Genomic DNA, 14321 nt, shown 5'->3' on the forward strand with positions numbered 1-14321 from the left:
CCTATGAAACGACCGGTATTCAAACGATTCGGGGAATTTCCCCGGCTTCCGGCAGCTTTTTGGCTACTTGTTACTTGCTTGGCGGCTAGCTTGTTATTCATGTTGTATCAAGGTGGAAAGCTAGCCTCCATGTTATTCATTACGATGTCGTTTTTGACGGTTTATTTACTCTCGGGGAATTGGAGCGGAATCAAGCGAGTTCAAGGTACTCGAAAGCTCACGAACACGGGTTTAGAGGCCAAACTCGAGGCAGGACAATCCTTACAGATTCAGATTGGACTGCAATTGCCAGGCTACTGGCCCGTTCCTTATGTGATGATTAAAGATCAGCTCATCCGTCAGAATGGCGACGAAGCCCTATTTGAAGGGTCGATCGTTCCCGATTGGAAACGTCGAGGTGAATTCACTTATAGTACTCCGCCACTGCGGAGAGGCTACTATCGTTTCGGAGAGACAGAGTGTTTAACCGAAGATATATTTGGTTTTTTTCAACACAAAGGCCGCTTAGACTTGCAACAGCCAATTACTGTTTATCCACAAACGGTTGCCATTCGTGAATGGGCGCAATTTCATCAGATGCTCAAAGGTATGCAGCATCACTCCACGGTGACTAGCGCGCATCGGGAAACGACGCAAATCAATGGTGTTCGTGAATACATTTATGGCGATCGTCTTTCACGCATTCATTGGAATGCGACGGCCAAGACAGGAACTTGGAAGTCGAAGGAGTTCGAGCGCGAATCTTTGCCCAAAACGATTATTTTACTAGATCGGACTGCACGTGCTTACCGAGATAACGCTGAATTTGAATTAGCTGTGTCTGTTGCAGCTTCCTTATTCCGATACGGAACCGGACGTGAAATGTCGCTGGGACTACTGTCGATTGGCAAAGAATTTACTTATTTTGAACCGAAGCACAGTCAGCATCACTACAAAGAGATTGTTAAACATCTCGTTGGTGTTGATGCGGATGGTTATCAATCTTTGGGTCAAATTTTGAAGGAACGCTCGCAGGAGTGGCCAGCAGGCAGTTTAATTGTGCTTATTTCTCCGCAAAAAGGCAGTGCGATGCTGCAGATGTTTCAGCAAATGGCACTTCTCCAAATGAAACCTTGTCATATTTGGATTCATGCACAGGATAACCATAGCTTTGGAACTCCGGGCGTAGAACACCTTCCAACGCATGAAGATTACATTAAAGCCATTCGCTCACAGGGCTATATGGGGTATGAGGTAAGTCAATTGACCGACTTGCCTAACCTACTGGGAGGAGCGAAACGGTATGCCTAACACATGGTGGAGCAGAATTCTTCTCAAGGATTGGGCGATGCGCGTTTCGGCGATCTTCGTCGGTGTCTTCCTTTATCAATTTCTGATTTGGATTATGAAAGAAGATGGCTTGTGGCTTCCAGAGACGGTTTCTTTCGTAACATGGACGCTAGTGCTTACTACGGCAACGTACTTTATTCCCAAAATGAAGGATGGTTGGCGTGCATTTCTCCAATTCGTTCTCATGGTCTGGTTCCATGGATTGAGCATGGGCTATCATTGGGTATCTGTACAAATTACGAGTTGGAAAGAAGCACTGCGTTGGATTGGGCTCAACGCGGGTCAGCTTGAACCGTATATTTGGTTTAGTTTAAGTGCTTGGATCATTTATTTATTCGCAATGTGGTCTGTGAAATCGAGATTTCGTATTGTCGTCCTTATTTTTGTAAGTATTTTGTTTTTTGCCGTTCGTGATTCGTTTAGTATGATTTTCCTATGGCCGCAAGTGGCCATGATTCTGGCTTGTGGCTTTTTGCTTCTTATCGTGAGACATTTCTCGCAGTTGAAGAAGAAAGCGCCGGATGTGTGGGAAACCATTTCCGACTACCCGTCATCATTCGCTGTTCCTATCTTTATTTTAATTGTCATTATTGCTTTAGCAGGCATATTTGCTCCAACGGTAAATCCAATTTTAACGGATCCATATACAGCCTGGAAAGTGAGTCGCGGTGAACCGGTGCCATTGCTTGGCAAAGGGGTTAGCATTGCGTCCTCAACGGCGGATGCTTCATCAGGTTATAGCCGAGATGATAGCCGACTCGGCGGCGGCTTTCGGTTTGATTACACACCTGTGATGACCGTTGAATCCAGCAAACGAACTTATTTCCGTGGTGAAACGCGCTCGATGTACAACGGGAAAGGTTGGGAGCTTGGACCAACGGAGAAGAGATTGCCTATGTTTCGGGTGAATTTAAATCCGTTACCCCTAGATGCACGCTTTAACGTATCGCAATTGAAAACAACCGAAGTGACGCAAAGCGTTGTGATGGATCGAGAAGAGGTATTTCCTGTCTTGTTCGGTGGCTATGCCATTCAGAAAATTGTAGGAATTAACCAAGGTGAGAACCAATTCCAACGCATTATCTGGTCACCTCGTCAATCAGAGCTTCGTTTCACGGGAAGAACCAATTATCCCAAAGATTATTCAATTGTTACCCAAGAGCCGATTCTAGAGGAAGATCTATTACGCAAAACTGAGCAAGACTTCGTTAACAAGCCAGATTGGGCAGAGTATTTGCAAGTTCCTGCTGATTTGCCTGAGCGAGTGAAGCAGCTAGCACTTGATATTACGAAAAATGCAACGAATCCTTACGATAAAGCGAAATCGATTGAGAAGTATTTGTCGGAGAATTATCCTTATACGAATACTCCGGACGAAACGAAGGGGAAAAGCAAGGACTTTGTGGATCGTTTCCTTTTCGAAGTGAAGCAAGGGTACTGTGATTATTACTCCACGGCTATGGCCGTACTCACACGATCAATTGGTTTGCCTACGAGGTGGGTGAAAGGTTATTCCTCCGGAGCTTCATCCATAACAGATGAGATTCGTGAGCAGGGAATCCTGAGTCTACTAGGTACAACGATTGATACAGATGGTGCGGGCACCTATACGATTCGCAACTCGGATGCGCATTCCTGGGTTGAAGTTTACTTTGAAGGATTTGGTTGGATATCTTTCGAGCCCACCTCCGGGTTTGCATTGCCCAATGTATTTCCAGAAGCGACACCAGTACCTGAAGATGTAACAACGGATACAGAAACGACGACAACGCCAGAAGAAACGACGACTGCACCTAGCTTCACATGGCTTTGGTTAACACTAAGCAGTGTAGTGGTTGTAGGACTTCTAGCTGTTGCTGTATTTTTCTTACTACGAAGCGAAGCATGGCATAACTGGCGCGCACGTAGGAAGCAACTGCAAGTCGTGAACTTTAATCAGAAAATAGTGGTAGAGTTTGAACGAATGCTTCGTTCTTCTCGTCGCAAAGGCTATACGCGATATGAGTATGAAACAGTGCGTGAAGCAACCACCAGGTGGTCATCGCAGAGTAAATGGTTAAAGAAAGAGCTTGATGCTTTGATTGAACTATTTGAACGTGCGAAATACAGCCAATTAGCTGTAACTGAAGGTGAGTATCAACAAGCGAATCAATTAATTTTACGTGTAAAAGAACAAATGAAATAGTTAAATGAAGCCACTCTCCATCCATGGAGGGTGGCTTCCTATGAGAGGAGCTTTATTCAAATGGCGTTTATCGATTGTCATTTTCATTCAGAATCCCTTGGTGTTGCAGCTTCCATGCATGTTATATTACCTCAAGTCGCCAAAAGTCAAATCGGATTGACGTCTCGTGCTTACGGTGGGAAGCATCCGACACTGCTTTTGCTGCACGGCTTGTCTGATGACCATACGATTTGGATGCGGAGAACCTCCATCGAGCGGTATGCATCTCAGCTCGGAATTGCCGTCATTATGCCGGCTGTGAATCGCAGCTTTTATGCGGATATGGTGTCAGGACCAAAGTATTGGGAATTTATTAGTGAGGAATTACCTGTACTGGCAAGATCATTCTTTCCACTAGCCGAAGAACGAGAGTTGAACTACGTGGCAGGTCTATCTATGGGCGGTTACGGTGCTGTGAAGTTAGCTCTCTCGCATCCGAATCGATATGCAGCTGCGGCAAGCTTGTCGGGTGCAGTTGATATCGTAGAGCGAGCGGCTGCATTTCCAGCCGATTCTCAACTCATTTTTGGCGAGCTGTCTACAATTAAAAATAGTCCCAATGATTTGTTTTATCTAGCAGACCAACTCGTTGCAAGTAAACAGGATAGACCGCAACTCTATCAATGTTGTGGTACAGAAGACTTTCTATATGCGGATAATATTCGTTTTAGAGATTATTGTCGTGCTCAGGGCTTGCAAATTACGTATGAAGAAGAGTCTGCTACGCATGACTGGGGCTACTGGGATCGCAAAATTCAAAGCGTTTTAGACTGGTTGCCTTTGCCATCAAGGTCCTAGTGAGAAAAACTTCTATCGAAGTCTTTCGAGGATGATCGACCGCGTGGGAAAATATGTTCTTTTCTTTTTGCAACAAACGAGGCACTATGGTATAGTTTCACGTATATGTCAAGGAAGCAGTTGGAGGGAATTTGTTTGCTGAAAAAGCTTGTACCCAGACAGTCTGTTCATACGATTTACGATATTGATGCGAATCACCTGTGGGATTTCGGGATTCGCGGAATTATAACGGATCTTGATAATACACTTGTCGGTGCACGTGATCCACATGCGACGCCAGAGTTAATAGAATGGCTGAATCATTTGCAGCAGATTGGCTTCAAAGTGGTCATTGTGTCGAATAATCATCATAACCGGGTGTCGACCTTTGCAAAGCCATTGGACATTCCGTTTATTCACCGTGCCAAAAAGCCGACGAATGCTTCCTTCCATAAGGCGATGAAGCTGCTTGGGACGAATGCGCGGCAGACGACTGTTATCGGGGATCAAATGCTGACAGACGTGCTTGGCGGTAATCGAATGGGGCTATATACGATCCTCGTTCAACCTATCTCAAGAAAAGATGAAGGCTTCTTCACGAAAGTGAACCGCCAGATTGAGAAATGGGCTCTAGCAAGGATGAAGAATTAGGAGGTTTCATGAGTACAGAAACATTACAACATTGCGCGGGTTGCGGCATTGGGCTGCAAACAGAAGACAAAACGAAACTGGGCTATATTCCAGAGGCTGCCTTGGAGAAGGAGCCTTTGATTTGCCAGCGTTGCTATCGAATTAAGCATTACAATGAATCTTCAAGTATTACGCTGGAGCAGGACGACTTCCTTAAATTATTAGGACATGTTGGCCAAACGAAGGCGCTTGTCGTGAAAATCGTGGATATTTTTGATTGGGAAGGCAGCATGATTAGCTCGCTTGCTCGATTTATTGGGAATAACCCGGTTTTGCTCGTTGTTAACAAGATCGATTTATTACCTAAAGTGACGAATGCGAACAAGATTATCAATTGGGTACAGCGCAGAGTAAAGGAAGAAAACCTGAAGGTTGTTGATATCGTGCTTTGCAGCGCGAAGAAAAACATGGGTTTCGATCGCGTTATCTCAGCTGTGCAAGAATACCGCGGTAATATGGACGTATACGTGGTTGGGGCTACGAACGTAGGGAAGTCGACGTTAATCAACCGCTTGATCAGTGATTATAGTGATCTGGAAGCTGAATTGACGACGTCGCAATATCCGGGAACTACGCTTGATTTGGTCAAAATTCCACTTGATGATGGCAAGTTCATTATCGATACACCTGGAATTGTGTACAAGCATCGATTGACTGAGGTTGTGAAGAAGCGTGATTTAACGCCGCTAATGCCAGATAAACCGCTTAAACCGATGGTATTTCAACTAAATGAGGAGCAGACCTTATTTTTTGGTGCGTTAGTTCGGTTTGATTTTATTCAAGGTGAACATCAATCTTTCACTTGTTACACGTCGAATGCGATTCAGATTCATCGTACGAAGCTGGAGCGGGCAGATAGCTTGTATGAAGAACATAAAGGTGTCATGCTGACGCCTCCGGCGCAGGCTGATCTTGAAGAGCTGCCGAAGTTGGTTAAGCATCCGCTGCACATTCCGAAGGGGAAACAAATGGATGTGTTGATCTCTGGTTTAGGCTGGATTAAAGTGAATAGCTTAGCAGGTGCGACGCTTGCGGTTCATGCACCGAAGGGGATTAAAGTCATTACGCGGGAGTCGTTGATTTAGGGGGCATAGGGGAGATCATGGAGAAACTTGTGACGGGGATCGATAGTCATACGGTATTATATGGGGTATTCGGGGATCCGATTCGGCATTCCCGTTCTCCGATCATGTTGAATCGCGCTTTTCAGGAAGCGGGAATCAATGGCGTTTATGCAGCTTTTCACGTTAAGCCAGAGGGTCTTGGCGACGCAGTTCGGGGAATTAGAGCTCTAGGCTATCGCGGTGTGAATGTAACTATTCCGCATAAAGTGGATGTGATGAATTACCTCGATGAGATCGATGAGGGCGCTATGATCGTTGGTGCTGTTAATACCATTGTGAATGAGAATGGTAAACTCAAAGGTTTTAATACGGATGGGATTGGCTATGTGCGATCCTTGAAGGAAGAAACAGGCATTGAGCTCACAGGTAAACGTGTTCTTCTACTTGGTGCAGGCGGGGCGGCGAGAGGTGTTGCCTATGCTTTGGCTAAGGAAGGCGCGAGCTGTATATATATTGCGAATCGGACCAAAGAGCGAGCTGTCGAACTAGCAGCTACGATTGGTGCATTTACGGAAACCGTGGGATTAGGGTTGGATGAGCTTGAGAACGTTGTGGACCAAGTTGAATTCGTGTTGAATACGACGTCGGCTGGTATGCATCCTCATGTAGATGATCTCCCTTTACCGCTTCATCTGCTTCGACCGCATCATCTAGTAAGTGATTTAATTTATAATCCACGTATCACGAGATTTCTTCGTGAAGCGGAAGCTATTGGCGCGCGCATTCATGGCGGGCTAGGCATGTTTATTTATCAAGGCGCATACGCCTTCGAGTATTGGACGGGAACCCCTGCTCCGGTTGCGGCAATGAGACAGGTGGTAGAACAGTCATTAACTGAATAAGAATGAATAGAGGGACATCCATGTTATCAGGCAAACAGAAAAGATTTTTGCGTTCTTTAGCGCACCACGTAGATCCAATTTTTCAAGTAGGTAAAGGTGGCGTGAATGACCATTTGATCCGCCACATCCAAGAAGCCATTGAAGTTCGTGAATTGATCAAAATTACGGTACTCAACAACAGTGGTGAAGATCGTCAAGAAGTCGGAGCAGAATTATCTGAAAAATCCGGTGCAGAGCTAGTTCAAGTAATTGGGAAGATTGTCGTGCTTTACAAAGAATCACGTGACAATAAGAAAATTGAACTGCCGCGCTAATGAGGTGGACGTATGCTTGTCGGAATTATGGGAGGCACGTTCGATCCCATTCATACCGGTCATTTAATCGCAGCTGAACGTGCGAGGGTGGAAGGGGGCTTGGACGAGGTGTGGCTGATGCCAGCTAACGTCCCGCCGCATAAACCGAATGCCCCGAAGGGAACAAGCCAGCAGCGTTGGGAGATGGTTTGCCTTGCTGCAGAAGGCAATCCTTTTTTTCGTCCTATCGATATCGAAATTAACAAAGGCGGCGTATCTTATAGTATCGATACGATCGAGCTGTTGAAATCGCAGTATCCGGACATCGCGTTCACGTATATTATTGGCGCGGATATGGTTCAGTATTTGCCGCAGTGGCATCGTATCGATGACATCGTGCGGCATATTCATTTTATTGGATTAGCCAGACCTGGCTATGAGCTGGACTTGTCACAGCTGCCCGAGCATATTCGATCCCGAGTCAAGCTAGTTCCGATGCCCCTCGTTGAAATTTCATCGACAGCTATTCGGGCGTTGAGACAGAAGCAGGATCCCGTCAGGTATCTTGTGCCAGATAAGGTTGGGCAATTCATGGAGGTGAATCACTTATATGAAACGTGAAGACCTAATGGCAGCAGTGAAAGAGCAGATGCCGGAGCGGCGTTGGCAGCACACGCTTGGTGTGATGGAGACGAGTGTCATGCTGGCCGAACGTTTTGGCGGTGATGCGGTCAAGGCAGATCTTGCAGCGATTTTGCACGACTACTGCAAGTATTGGCCGATCGGAGAGCAAGCTAAGATTATTCGTGAGAACGATTTACCCCAAGATTTATTAGCATTCGATAAAGAGTTGTGGCATTCGCACGCAGGTGCTTTTATTGCGAAGACGCAATTTGGCATCGCTGACGAGGAGATTTTGGATGCGATTAGGTATCATACCTCAGGCCGCGAACAGATGACGCAGCTCGATAAAATTGTTTGCTTGGCGGATTATATGGAGCCGGGTCGTGATTTCCCTGGCGTGGATTCGATTCGGGAGCTGGCGAAGACAAGTCTCGAACGCGCTCTGATTGCTGGTTTTGATTCCACGATCAGCTTCTTGATCGCCAAGGGAAAACGCATTTATCCACTAACAATTCTAACTCGGAATGATTTATTGGAACAAATTCAAACACACACCTAATGACATGGAGGATGATTGCATGAGTAAAAACCCAGAAGAAATATTAGCATTCGTTGTTGAGGCAGCGGAAGACAAAAAAGCAGCAGATATCGTTACTCTAAACTTGCAAGGTGTTTCCTTAATTGCTGATTATTTCGTGATTTGTCACGGGAATTCGGAAACACAAGTCCAAGCTATTGCAGGCGAGGCTCGTAAAAAAGCACATGAACATGGTGTTCATATTAGAGGCTTTGAAGGGATAGATACAGCAAGATGGGTACTGCTTGATTTAGGAGACGTAGTACTCCACGTTTTCCATCGTGATGACCGCGAATACTATAATATCGAAAGACTTTGGTCCGATGCTAAAGTTGTGGAGCGCGTATGAGAATGGAAGCAGGATCCCTTGTTACCCTCGAGGTAGCAAGGGAAGTTCCGCCTAACGGTTTCTTCCTCACGGATGGCTACCAAGATTTCCTTCTGCCTTACGCAGAAATCGTAGGCAATCGAATCAGCCCGGGAGATAAAGTGGAAGTGTTCTTGTTCCACGATACCCAGGATCGAATCATGGCGACCATGAAGCGTCCTTTGCTTATCATGGGTGAGGTTGGACTCTTGGAAGTCGTTGATATCCACCCGCGATTTGGTTTTTTTTTAGAAATGGGATTAGGGCGTCATCTACTTCTCCCTTATCGACATGTTCCGGAACTTGAAGAACTTCGTCCCCAAGTAGGCGACAAAGTGTTCGCAACGCTAGCACACGATCGTCAAGGGCGATTGATTGCGAAGCTAGCGCTTGAAGAAGACTTAGCTCCGCTATGCGTAAGAGCGCCGTCGAGTTGGACGAACCAATGGGTGAAAGCTCGCGTCTATCGGCCTCTGCAAATGGGTACTTTTGTCATATGTGAAGCAGGTGTCCTAGGTTATGGTGTGATCGGACTCATCATTCCACAAGAACGGACCCGCTTACTTCGCGTTGGTGAGCAAGTCGATGTAAGGATTGCTTTCGTACGCGAAGAAGATGGACGAGTTAACCTATCGATGAGACTTCCTAAGGAAAAAGGACGAGATGAAGATGCGGAACGCATTCTAGAAGTTCTCCGTGAACGTCCTGGGAACGCGATGCCATTTTCAGATAAAACGCAGGCAGATATTATTAAAGATAAATTCGGCCTGAGTAAAGCGGCATTTAAACGTGCTCTAGGTAAGCTTATGAAAGAGGGGCTTATCTATCAGGAAGAGGATTGGACTTATCTGAAACAAGAGGAGACGCAAGTCTGAGATGAGTTACGAGAAATTTGCCTATACGTATGATCGCTTGATGAACAGCATGCCTTATGAAGATTGGCTGCGGTTCGTGAAGGAAAGTTTTGAACGATTTGAAGTTAAACCAACAACGCTTGTTGATCTAGGTTGCGGGACAGGCAATATATCGATTCCGTTAGCTGCTGAAGGACTGATGGTGACGGGGATCGATCTTTCCGAGGATATGTTAGCAGTTGCCGAGCAGAAGTACAGTGAACAGCCTAGTCAGCTTCGCGGGGGTGGCATCCGTTGGATTCAGCAGGATATACGGGAATGGGAGCTTGGCGAGGAAGTCGATGTAGCCATTTCATTTTGTGATAGTGTCAATTATTTATTAGAGGAAGAGGACATCGTCGATGCTTTCCGTCAGACATGGGCGGGACTTAAGCCAGGCGGTTTGTTTCTCTTCGATGTACATACACCACAGCAATTGTATGCCTATGCGGAGTCGCAGCCTTTTTTTCTAAATGAGGACGATGTTGCTTATATTTGGACAAGCGAGTTAGATGAGGATCGTGTTCAGATTGAACATGATTTAACTATTTTCGTCAGAGACAGTGGTTCAAGTGATAACTTCCGACGTATTGATGAAACGCATGAACAAAGAGCGTATCCCTTACAATGGCTGGAACAGATGCTGATTGAGGCAGGCTTTCGTGAGGTACATCAGGCGGCAGACTTTACGTGGGAACAACCAACGGAGACAACGGAGCGCGCTTTCTTTATTGCAAAAAAATAATACGGATGACGGGATTCGCCCGCGGCTTGACAGTTCGGCATTATTTTACATATAATCAAAGCTAATCAGTTGTATGGAAAGCTTAGATGAGGAATAGTACCTTGTACAGCATCTTTCAGAGAGTCGGAGCTTGGGTGTGAGCCGGCAGATGTTAGTCTTGAGAACTCGCCTCGGAGCTAGAAGGTGAACCGCCTGATCCTGGATCAGATGCGCTAGCTGGATCGTCTCACCCGCGTTAAGGGGCAGAGTGAACACAGGTGAAGAACGCCTTGTGTTAACTAGGGTGGTACCACGGGAATTATACCTCTCGTCCCTAGCGATATCCGCTAGCGATGTGAGGTTTTTTTGTGCGTATTTGCATACATGAGCAATAGAGCATTTTAAGGGAGGCATGGAAGGTATGACACAGGAATTGAAAGAAACGAAAGAGCAACAAGGCTACAATCCGCAATCGATTGAACCCAAATGGCAGGCATACTGGGATGCAAAGAAAACATTTAAAGTACTAGAAAATTCGGATAAACCGAAATTTTATGCCTTAGATATGTTCCCATACCCATCCGGTGCGGGGCTACACGTAGGGCATCCTGAAGGTTATACAGCGACAGATATCGTTTCCCGTTTCAAACGCATGAGAGGCTTTAACGTGCTTCACCCTATGGGCTGGGATGCGTTCGGACTTCCTGCGGAGCAATATGCCCTTGATACAGGGAATGACCCGCGTGAGTTCACGAAGAAAAATATTGATACATTCCGTCGTCAAATTAAGTCACTTGGTTTCTCCTACGATTGGGATCGTGAGATTAGTACGACAGATCCTGAGTACTACAAATGGACACAATGGATTTTCATCCAGTTGTACAATAAAGGGCTTGCTTATGTCGATGAAGTGCCAGTTAACTGGTGTCCAGCTCTAGGTACGGTTCTTGCGAATGAGGAAGTTATTGACGGATTAAGCGAACGTGGTAACCATCCGGTTATCCGTAAACCGATGCGTCAGTGGATTTTGAAAATTACTGAATATGCAGAGCGTTTGCTTGAAGATCTTGAGGAGCTTGATTGGTCTGAAAGTATCAAGGATATGCAGCGTAACTGGATTGGAAAGTCAACAGGAGCTGAGGTTCAGTTCGTTATTGAAGGGCATGCGGATAAAAGCCTAACGGTATTCACAACGCGTCCAGATACATTGTTCGGTGCAACTTATTGTGTATTGGCGCCTGAGCATGAGCTAGTTGCACAGATTACAACAGAAGCGCAAGCGGCTGCGATTAAAGAATATCAAGAGAAAGCTTCCCGCAAAAGCGATCTAGAGCGTACAGATTTGGCGAAAGACAAATCCGGTGTGTTCACAGGTGCGTACGCGATAAATCCGGTTAATGACACGAAAGTGCCAATCTGGATCGCAGATTATGTGCTTGGTGGCTACGGTACAGGGGCGATCATGGCGGTTCCAGGGCACGATCAACGTGACTGGGAATTTGCGAAGCAATTTGATTTGTCGATTATCGAAGTTGTGCAAGGCGGAGATGTGGAGAAGGAAGCTTACGCTGGCGATGGCAAACATGTGAACTCAGGTCCAATCGATGGATTGAACATTGAGCAAGGCATCAGCCACATGATCGCTTGGCTTACGCAAAATGGCAAAGGCCGCGGCAAAGTAACGTATCGTTTGAGAGACTGGCTGTTCAGCCGTCAACGTTACTGGGGTGAGCCGATCCCAATTCTTCACCTTGAAGATGGCACGATGAAGCCAGTTCCAGTGGATCAATTGCCATTATTGCTTCCGGAAGTAGATGAAATTAAACCATCTGGTACAGGTGAGTCACCGCTTGCTAACGTTTCTGAATGGGTGAACACAATTGATCCAGAAACAGGTATGAAAGCTCGCCGTGAAACGAATACGATGCCTCAATGGGCTGGAAGCTGCTGGTATTACCTGCGTTTCATCGATCCGAAGAATGATCAAGCGTTCTGCTCAGATGAGCTGCAAAAGCAATGGCTGCCAGTTGATCTATACATTGGCGGAGCGGAGCACGCGGTTCTTCACTTGCTGTATGCGCGTTTCTGGCATAAAGTACTTTACGATCTTGGTTTTGTACACACGAAAGAGCCGTTCCATAAGCTTGTTAACCAAGGGATGATTCTTGGCGAGAATATGGAAAAGATGAGTAAATCTCGCGGCAATGTAGTGAATCCAGACGATATCGTGAGCGATCAAGGTGCGGATACACTTCGTATTTATGAAATGTTCATGGGGCCGTTGGAAGCGACAAAACCGTGGAATACAACAGGTGTAGACGGGATCTACCGTTTCTTGAATCGTGTATGGAGACTCTTCGTTGATGACAATGGTCAAGTGCATGCCAAAATTAGCGCGGATGAGACGCTAGGCAGCGATACATTCAAACGTACATGGCACCGTTCGATCAAGAAAATTACGGAAGACTTCGATGCGCTTCGCTTTAATACAGCGATTAGTCAAATGATGATTTTTGTCAATGAAGCGTACAAAACAGAACGCTTGCCATTAGAAGCAATGAAAAACTTCGTACAGATGCTTTCTCCACTAGCACCTCACTTGGCTGAAGAGCTATGGGAGAAATTAGGCGGCGTAGAGTCAATTACTTACGAAGCATGGCCAGCTTATGATGAAGCATGGACGGTTGATAGTGAAGTTGAAATCGTCGTGCAGATCAACGGGAAAATCGTTGAACGTGTTATGATTTCCAAAGATACAGATGAAGCTGCAATGGAGAAAATGGCTTTTGAACTCGACAAAGTCAAAGAAGCGACCGCCGGAAAGGCCGTTCGCAAATTGATTGTTGTTAAAGGTAAATTAGTCAATATCGTTGTAGGTTAAGAACGGAAAGATTCAAGCATTGGGAAGGCTACTGCTTTTGCTTTATGGTAAAAAGCTGTTCAGCCTTCTCAATGTCTTCTTCATATTTGGCATGTGTAGCACTAATCACTTGAGAGAAAACCCCGCGAAGTTCCTTTTCCAAAATACGTAAACCTTCCGCAGTTATGCCTCCAGGAACCGATACCCTTTTTTGTAAACTGATGGGGTTGAAGCCGCCCGTTGTTAGCAATTTCCCAGTACCTAAAGTCATTTCACTTGCAAGCAGTGTAGCCTCTTCAGCTGAAATACCCGTTTCTTCCACCGCAGCATCAATAAAAGCTTGAATATAGCTGGCTAGAAAAGCAGGGCCGCAACTCGATAAATCCGATGAAATTCTCGTGTAATTCTCAGATACACGTATAGGTGTCGAGATATGTGTGAAAATATTTTCAAGCCATTCTTTATCTTCAGGCTGCATACGATTTCCATGAATACATAACGTAGCACCACTTAAAACGTAGTTCGTGATACTCGGTATGATTTTACTTATTTTAGCCGGGAGCAGACCTTCCAAATGCTTAATCAGAATAGGACTCGTGATGGATATTATAAATTGAGAGGAAAGCACGTCCTCTTTGATTTCATCAATAACCTTTTTGAATTCAGAAGGTTTCACACAAAGGAAAATCAAATCACTTCCGCGCACGACTTCACGATTGGTTTCTGCCACTTGCAAGCCAGGATAGTTCTCCGCAAGAAGTTCAACTTTACGTAATGTTCGATTGCTAGCGATAATTTGCTCGGGATTGAATGCCCCGGAATGAATGAATGCTTCAATCAGTATACTTCCCATACTCCCAGTACCGATGAATCCAGCTTTCATCAAGTAATCCCTCCCGATAAAATCAGTCTTTATACGAAAATACAACCGATAAGCTTAGGTTAGCTTCATCTAATTAGCACAACAATTCGTCATGTGGTCATTGGGACGCTTTTT

At 45.5% G+C, this 14321-nt stretch carries 14 protein-coding genes and 1 other annotated feature; of the genes, 13 read left to right on the plus strand and 1 reads right to left on the minus strand.

Annotation, left to right across the window (positions count from 1 at the left end):
- The first annotated feature begins 3 nt into the window (after nucleotides 1-3).
- The 13 genes from J2736_RS12020 to leuS all read left to right on the plus strand — a co-directional run bounded on the left by J2736_RS12020 (nucleotide 4) and on the right by leuS (nucleotide 13345).
- Entirely contained in the window at nucleotides 4-1290 is a 1287-nt protein-coding gene (locus J2736_RS12020; protein WP_310226810.1) for a DUF58 domain-containing protein, read from the plus strand.
- Entirely contained in the window at nucleotides 1283-3514 is a 2232-nt protein-coding gene (locus J2736_RS12025; protein ID WP_310226812.1) for a transglutaminase TgpA family protein, read from the plus strand. Before J2736_RS12020 ends, J2736_RS12025 begins: the two co-directional genes overlap by 8 nt.
- A 60-nt stretch (nucleotides 3515-3574) precedes the next feature.
- Nucleotides 3575-4351 carry an alpha/beta hydrolase gene (locus J2736_RS12030; protein WP_310226814.1) on the plus strand — a complete coding sequence of 259 codons (777 nt, stop codon included), beginning with the start codon at nucleotides 3575-3577 and terminating at the stop codon, nucleotides 4349-4351.
- A 135-nt stretch (nucleotides 4352-4486) separates the two neighbouring features.
- Nucleotides 4487-4981: a YqeG family HAD IIIA-type phosphatase gene (locus J2736_RS12035; protein WP_310226816.1), complete on the plus strand. Its 495-nt coding sequence runs from the start codon at nucleotides 4487-4489 to the stop codon at nucleotides 4979-4981.
- Between the two features lie 8 nt (nucleotides 4982-4989).
- Nucleotides 4990-6105, plus strand: coding sequence for a ribosome biogenesis GTPase YqeH (gene yqeH, locus J2736_RS12040; protein ID WP_310226818.1), 1116 nt, complete (start codon nucleotides 4990-4992; stop codon nucleotides 6103-6105).
- A gap of 17 nt (nucleotides 6106-6122) precedes the next feature.
- Complete coding sequence (locus J2736_RS12045; RefSeq protein WP_310226820.1) at nucleotides 6123-6986, plus strand: shikimate dehydrogenase; 864 nt, start codon at nucleotides 6123-6125, stop codon at nucleotides 6984-6986.
- Nucleotides 6987-7006: 20 nt separating this feature from the next.
- Entirely contained in the window at nucleotides 7007-7300 is a 294-nt protein-coding gene (gene yhbY / locus J2736_RS12050; RefSeq protein WP_310499104.1) for a ribosome assembly RNA-binding protein YhbY, read from the plus strand.
- A 12-nt stretch (nucleotides 7301-7312) separates the two neighbouring features.
- Nucleotides 7313-7900 carry a nicotinate-nucleotide adenylyltransferase gene (locus tag J2736_RS12055; RefSeq protein WP_310226822.1) on the plus strand — a complete coding sequence of 196 codons (588 nt, stop codon included), beginning with the start codon at nucleotides 7313-7315 and terminating at the stop codon, nucleotides 7898-7900.
- Complete coding sequence (gene yqeK / locus J2736_RS12060; protein WP_310226824.1) at nucleotides 7890-8462, plus strand: bis(5'-nucleosyl)-tetraphosphatase (symmetrical) YqeK; 573 nt, start codon at nucleotides 7890-7892, stop codon at nucleotides 8460-8462. Before J2736_RS12055 ends, yqeK begins: the two co-directional genes overlap by 11 nt.
- A 19-nt stretch (nucleotides 8463-8481) precedes the next feature.
- Nucleotides 8482-8829, plus strand: a complete 348-nt coding sequence (gene rsfS / locus J2736_RS12065) for a ribosome silencing factor (protein ID WP_310226826.1) — start codon at nucleotides 8482-8484, stop codon at nucleotides 8827-8829.
- Entirely contained in the window at nucleotides 8826-9722 is an 897-nt protein-coding gene (locus J2736_RS12070; RefSeq protein WP_310226828.1) for a CvfB family protein, read from the plus strand. The genes rsfS and J2736_RS12070 overlap by 4 nt, the downstream gene beginning before the upstream one ends.
- 1 nt (nucleotide 9723) lies before the next feature.
- The gene (locus tag J2736_RS12075) at nucleotides 9724-10485 is read left to right on the plus strand and encodes a class I SAM-dependent DNA methyltransferase (protein ID WP_310226830.1); all 762 of its coding nucleotides are present in this window, start codon (nucleotides 9724-9726) and stop codon (nucleotides 10483-10485) included.
- Between the two features lie 74 nt (nucleotides 10486-10559).
- Nucleotides 10560-10803, plus strand: a binding site (T-box leader).
- Nucleotides 10804-10885: 82 nt separating this feature from the next.
- Nucleotides 10886-13345: a leucine--tRNA ligase gene (gene leuS, locus J2736_RS12080; RefSeq protein WP_310226832.1), complete on the plus strand. Its 2460-nt coding sequence runs from the start codon at nucleotides 10886-10888 to the stop codon at nucleotides 13343-13345.
- 28 nt (nucleotides 13346-13373) lie between these two features.
- Here the strand turns inward: leuS and comER are convergent, their stop codons facing one another.
- A complete protein-coding gene (gene comER / locus J2736_RS12085; protein WP_310226835.1) occupies nucleotides 13374-14207 on the minus strand; it encodes a late competence protein ComER in 834 nt (277 codons plus the stop codon).
- Nucleotides 14208-14321: the final 114 nt, after the last annotated feature.

It is taken from the genome of Paenibacillus qinlingensis (assembly GCF_031455095.1).
Taxonomy (GTDB): Bacteria; Bacillota; Bacilli; order Paenibacillales; family NBRC-103111; genus Paenibacillus_E; species Paenibacillus_E qinlingensis_A.

Coding starts and splice junctions, on each gene's coding strand:
- J2736_RS12020 (WP_310226810.1), top strand. CDS start 4: ATGAAACGACCGGTATTCAAACGATTCGGGGAATTTCCCCGGCTTCCG.
- J2736_RS12025 (WP_310226812.1), top strand. CDS start 1,283: ATGCCTAACACATGGTGGAGCAGAATTCTTCTCAAGGATTGGGCGATG.
- J2736_RS12030 (WP_310226814.1), top strand. CDS start 3,575: ATGGCGTTTATCGATTGTCATTTTCATTCAGAATCCCTTGGTGTTGCA.
- yqeH (WP_310226818.1), top strand. CDS start 4,990: ATGAGTACAGAAACATTACAACATTGCGCGGGTTGCGGCATTGGGCTG.
- J2736_RS12045 (WP_310226820.1), top strand. CDS start 6,123: ATGGAGAAACTTGTGACGGGGATCGATAGTCATACGGTATTATATGGG.
- yhbY (WP_310499104.1), top strand. CDS start 7,007: ATGTTATCAGGCAAACAGAAAAGATTTTTGCGTTCTTTAGCGCACCAC.
- J2736_RS12055 (WP_310226822.1), top strand. CDS start 7,313: ATGCTTGTCGGAATTATGGGAGGCACGTTCGATCCCATTCATACCGGT.
- yqeK (WP_310226824.1), top strand. CDS start 7,890: ATGAAACGTGAAGACCTAATGGCAGCAGTGAAAGAGCAGATGCCGGAG.
- rsfS (WP_310226826.1), top strand. CDS start 8,482: ATGAGTAAAAACCCAGAAGAAATATTAGCATTCGTTGTTGAGGCAGCG.
- J2736_RS12070 (WP_310226828.1), top strand. CDS start 8,826: ATGAGAATGGAAGCAGGATCCCTTGTTACCCTCGAGGTAGCAAGGGAA.
- J2736_RS12075 (WP_310226830.1), top strand. CDS start 9,724: ATGAGTTACGAGAAATTTGCCTATACGTATGATCGCTTGATGAACAGC.
- leuS (WP_310226832.1), top strand. CDS start 10,886: ATGACACAGGAATTGAAAGAAACGAAAGAGCAACAAGGCTACAATCCG.
- comER (WP_310226835.1), bottom strand. CDS start 14,207: ATGAAAGCTGGATTCATCGGTACTGGGAGTATGGGAAGTATACTGATT.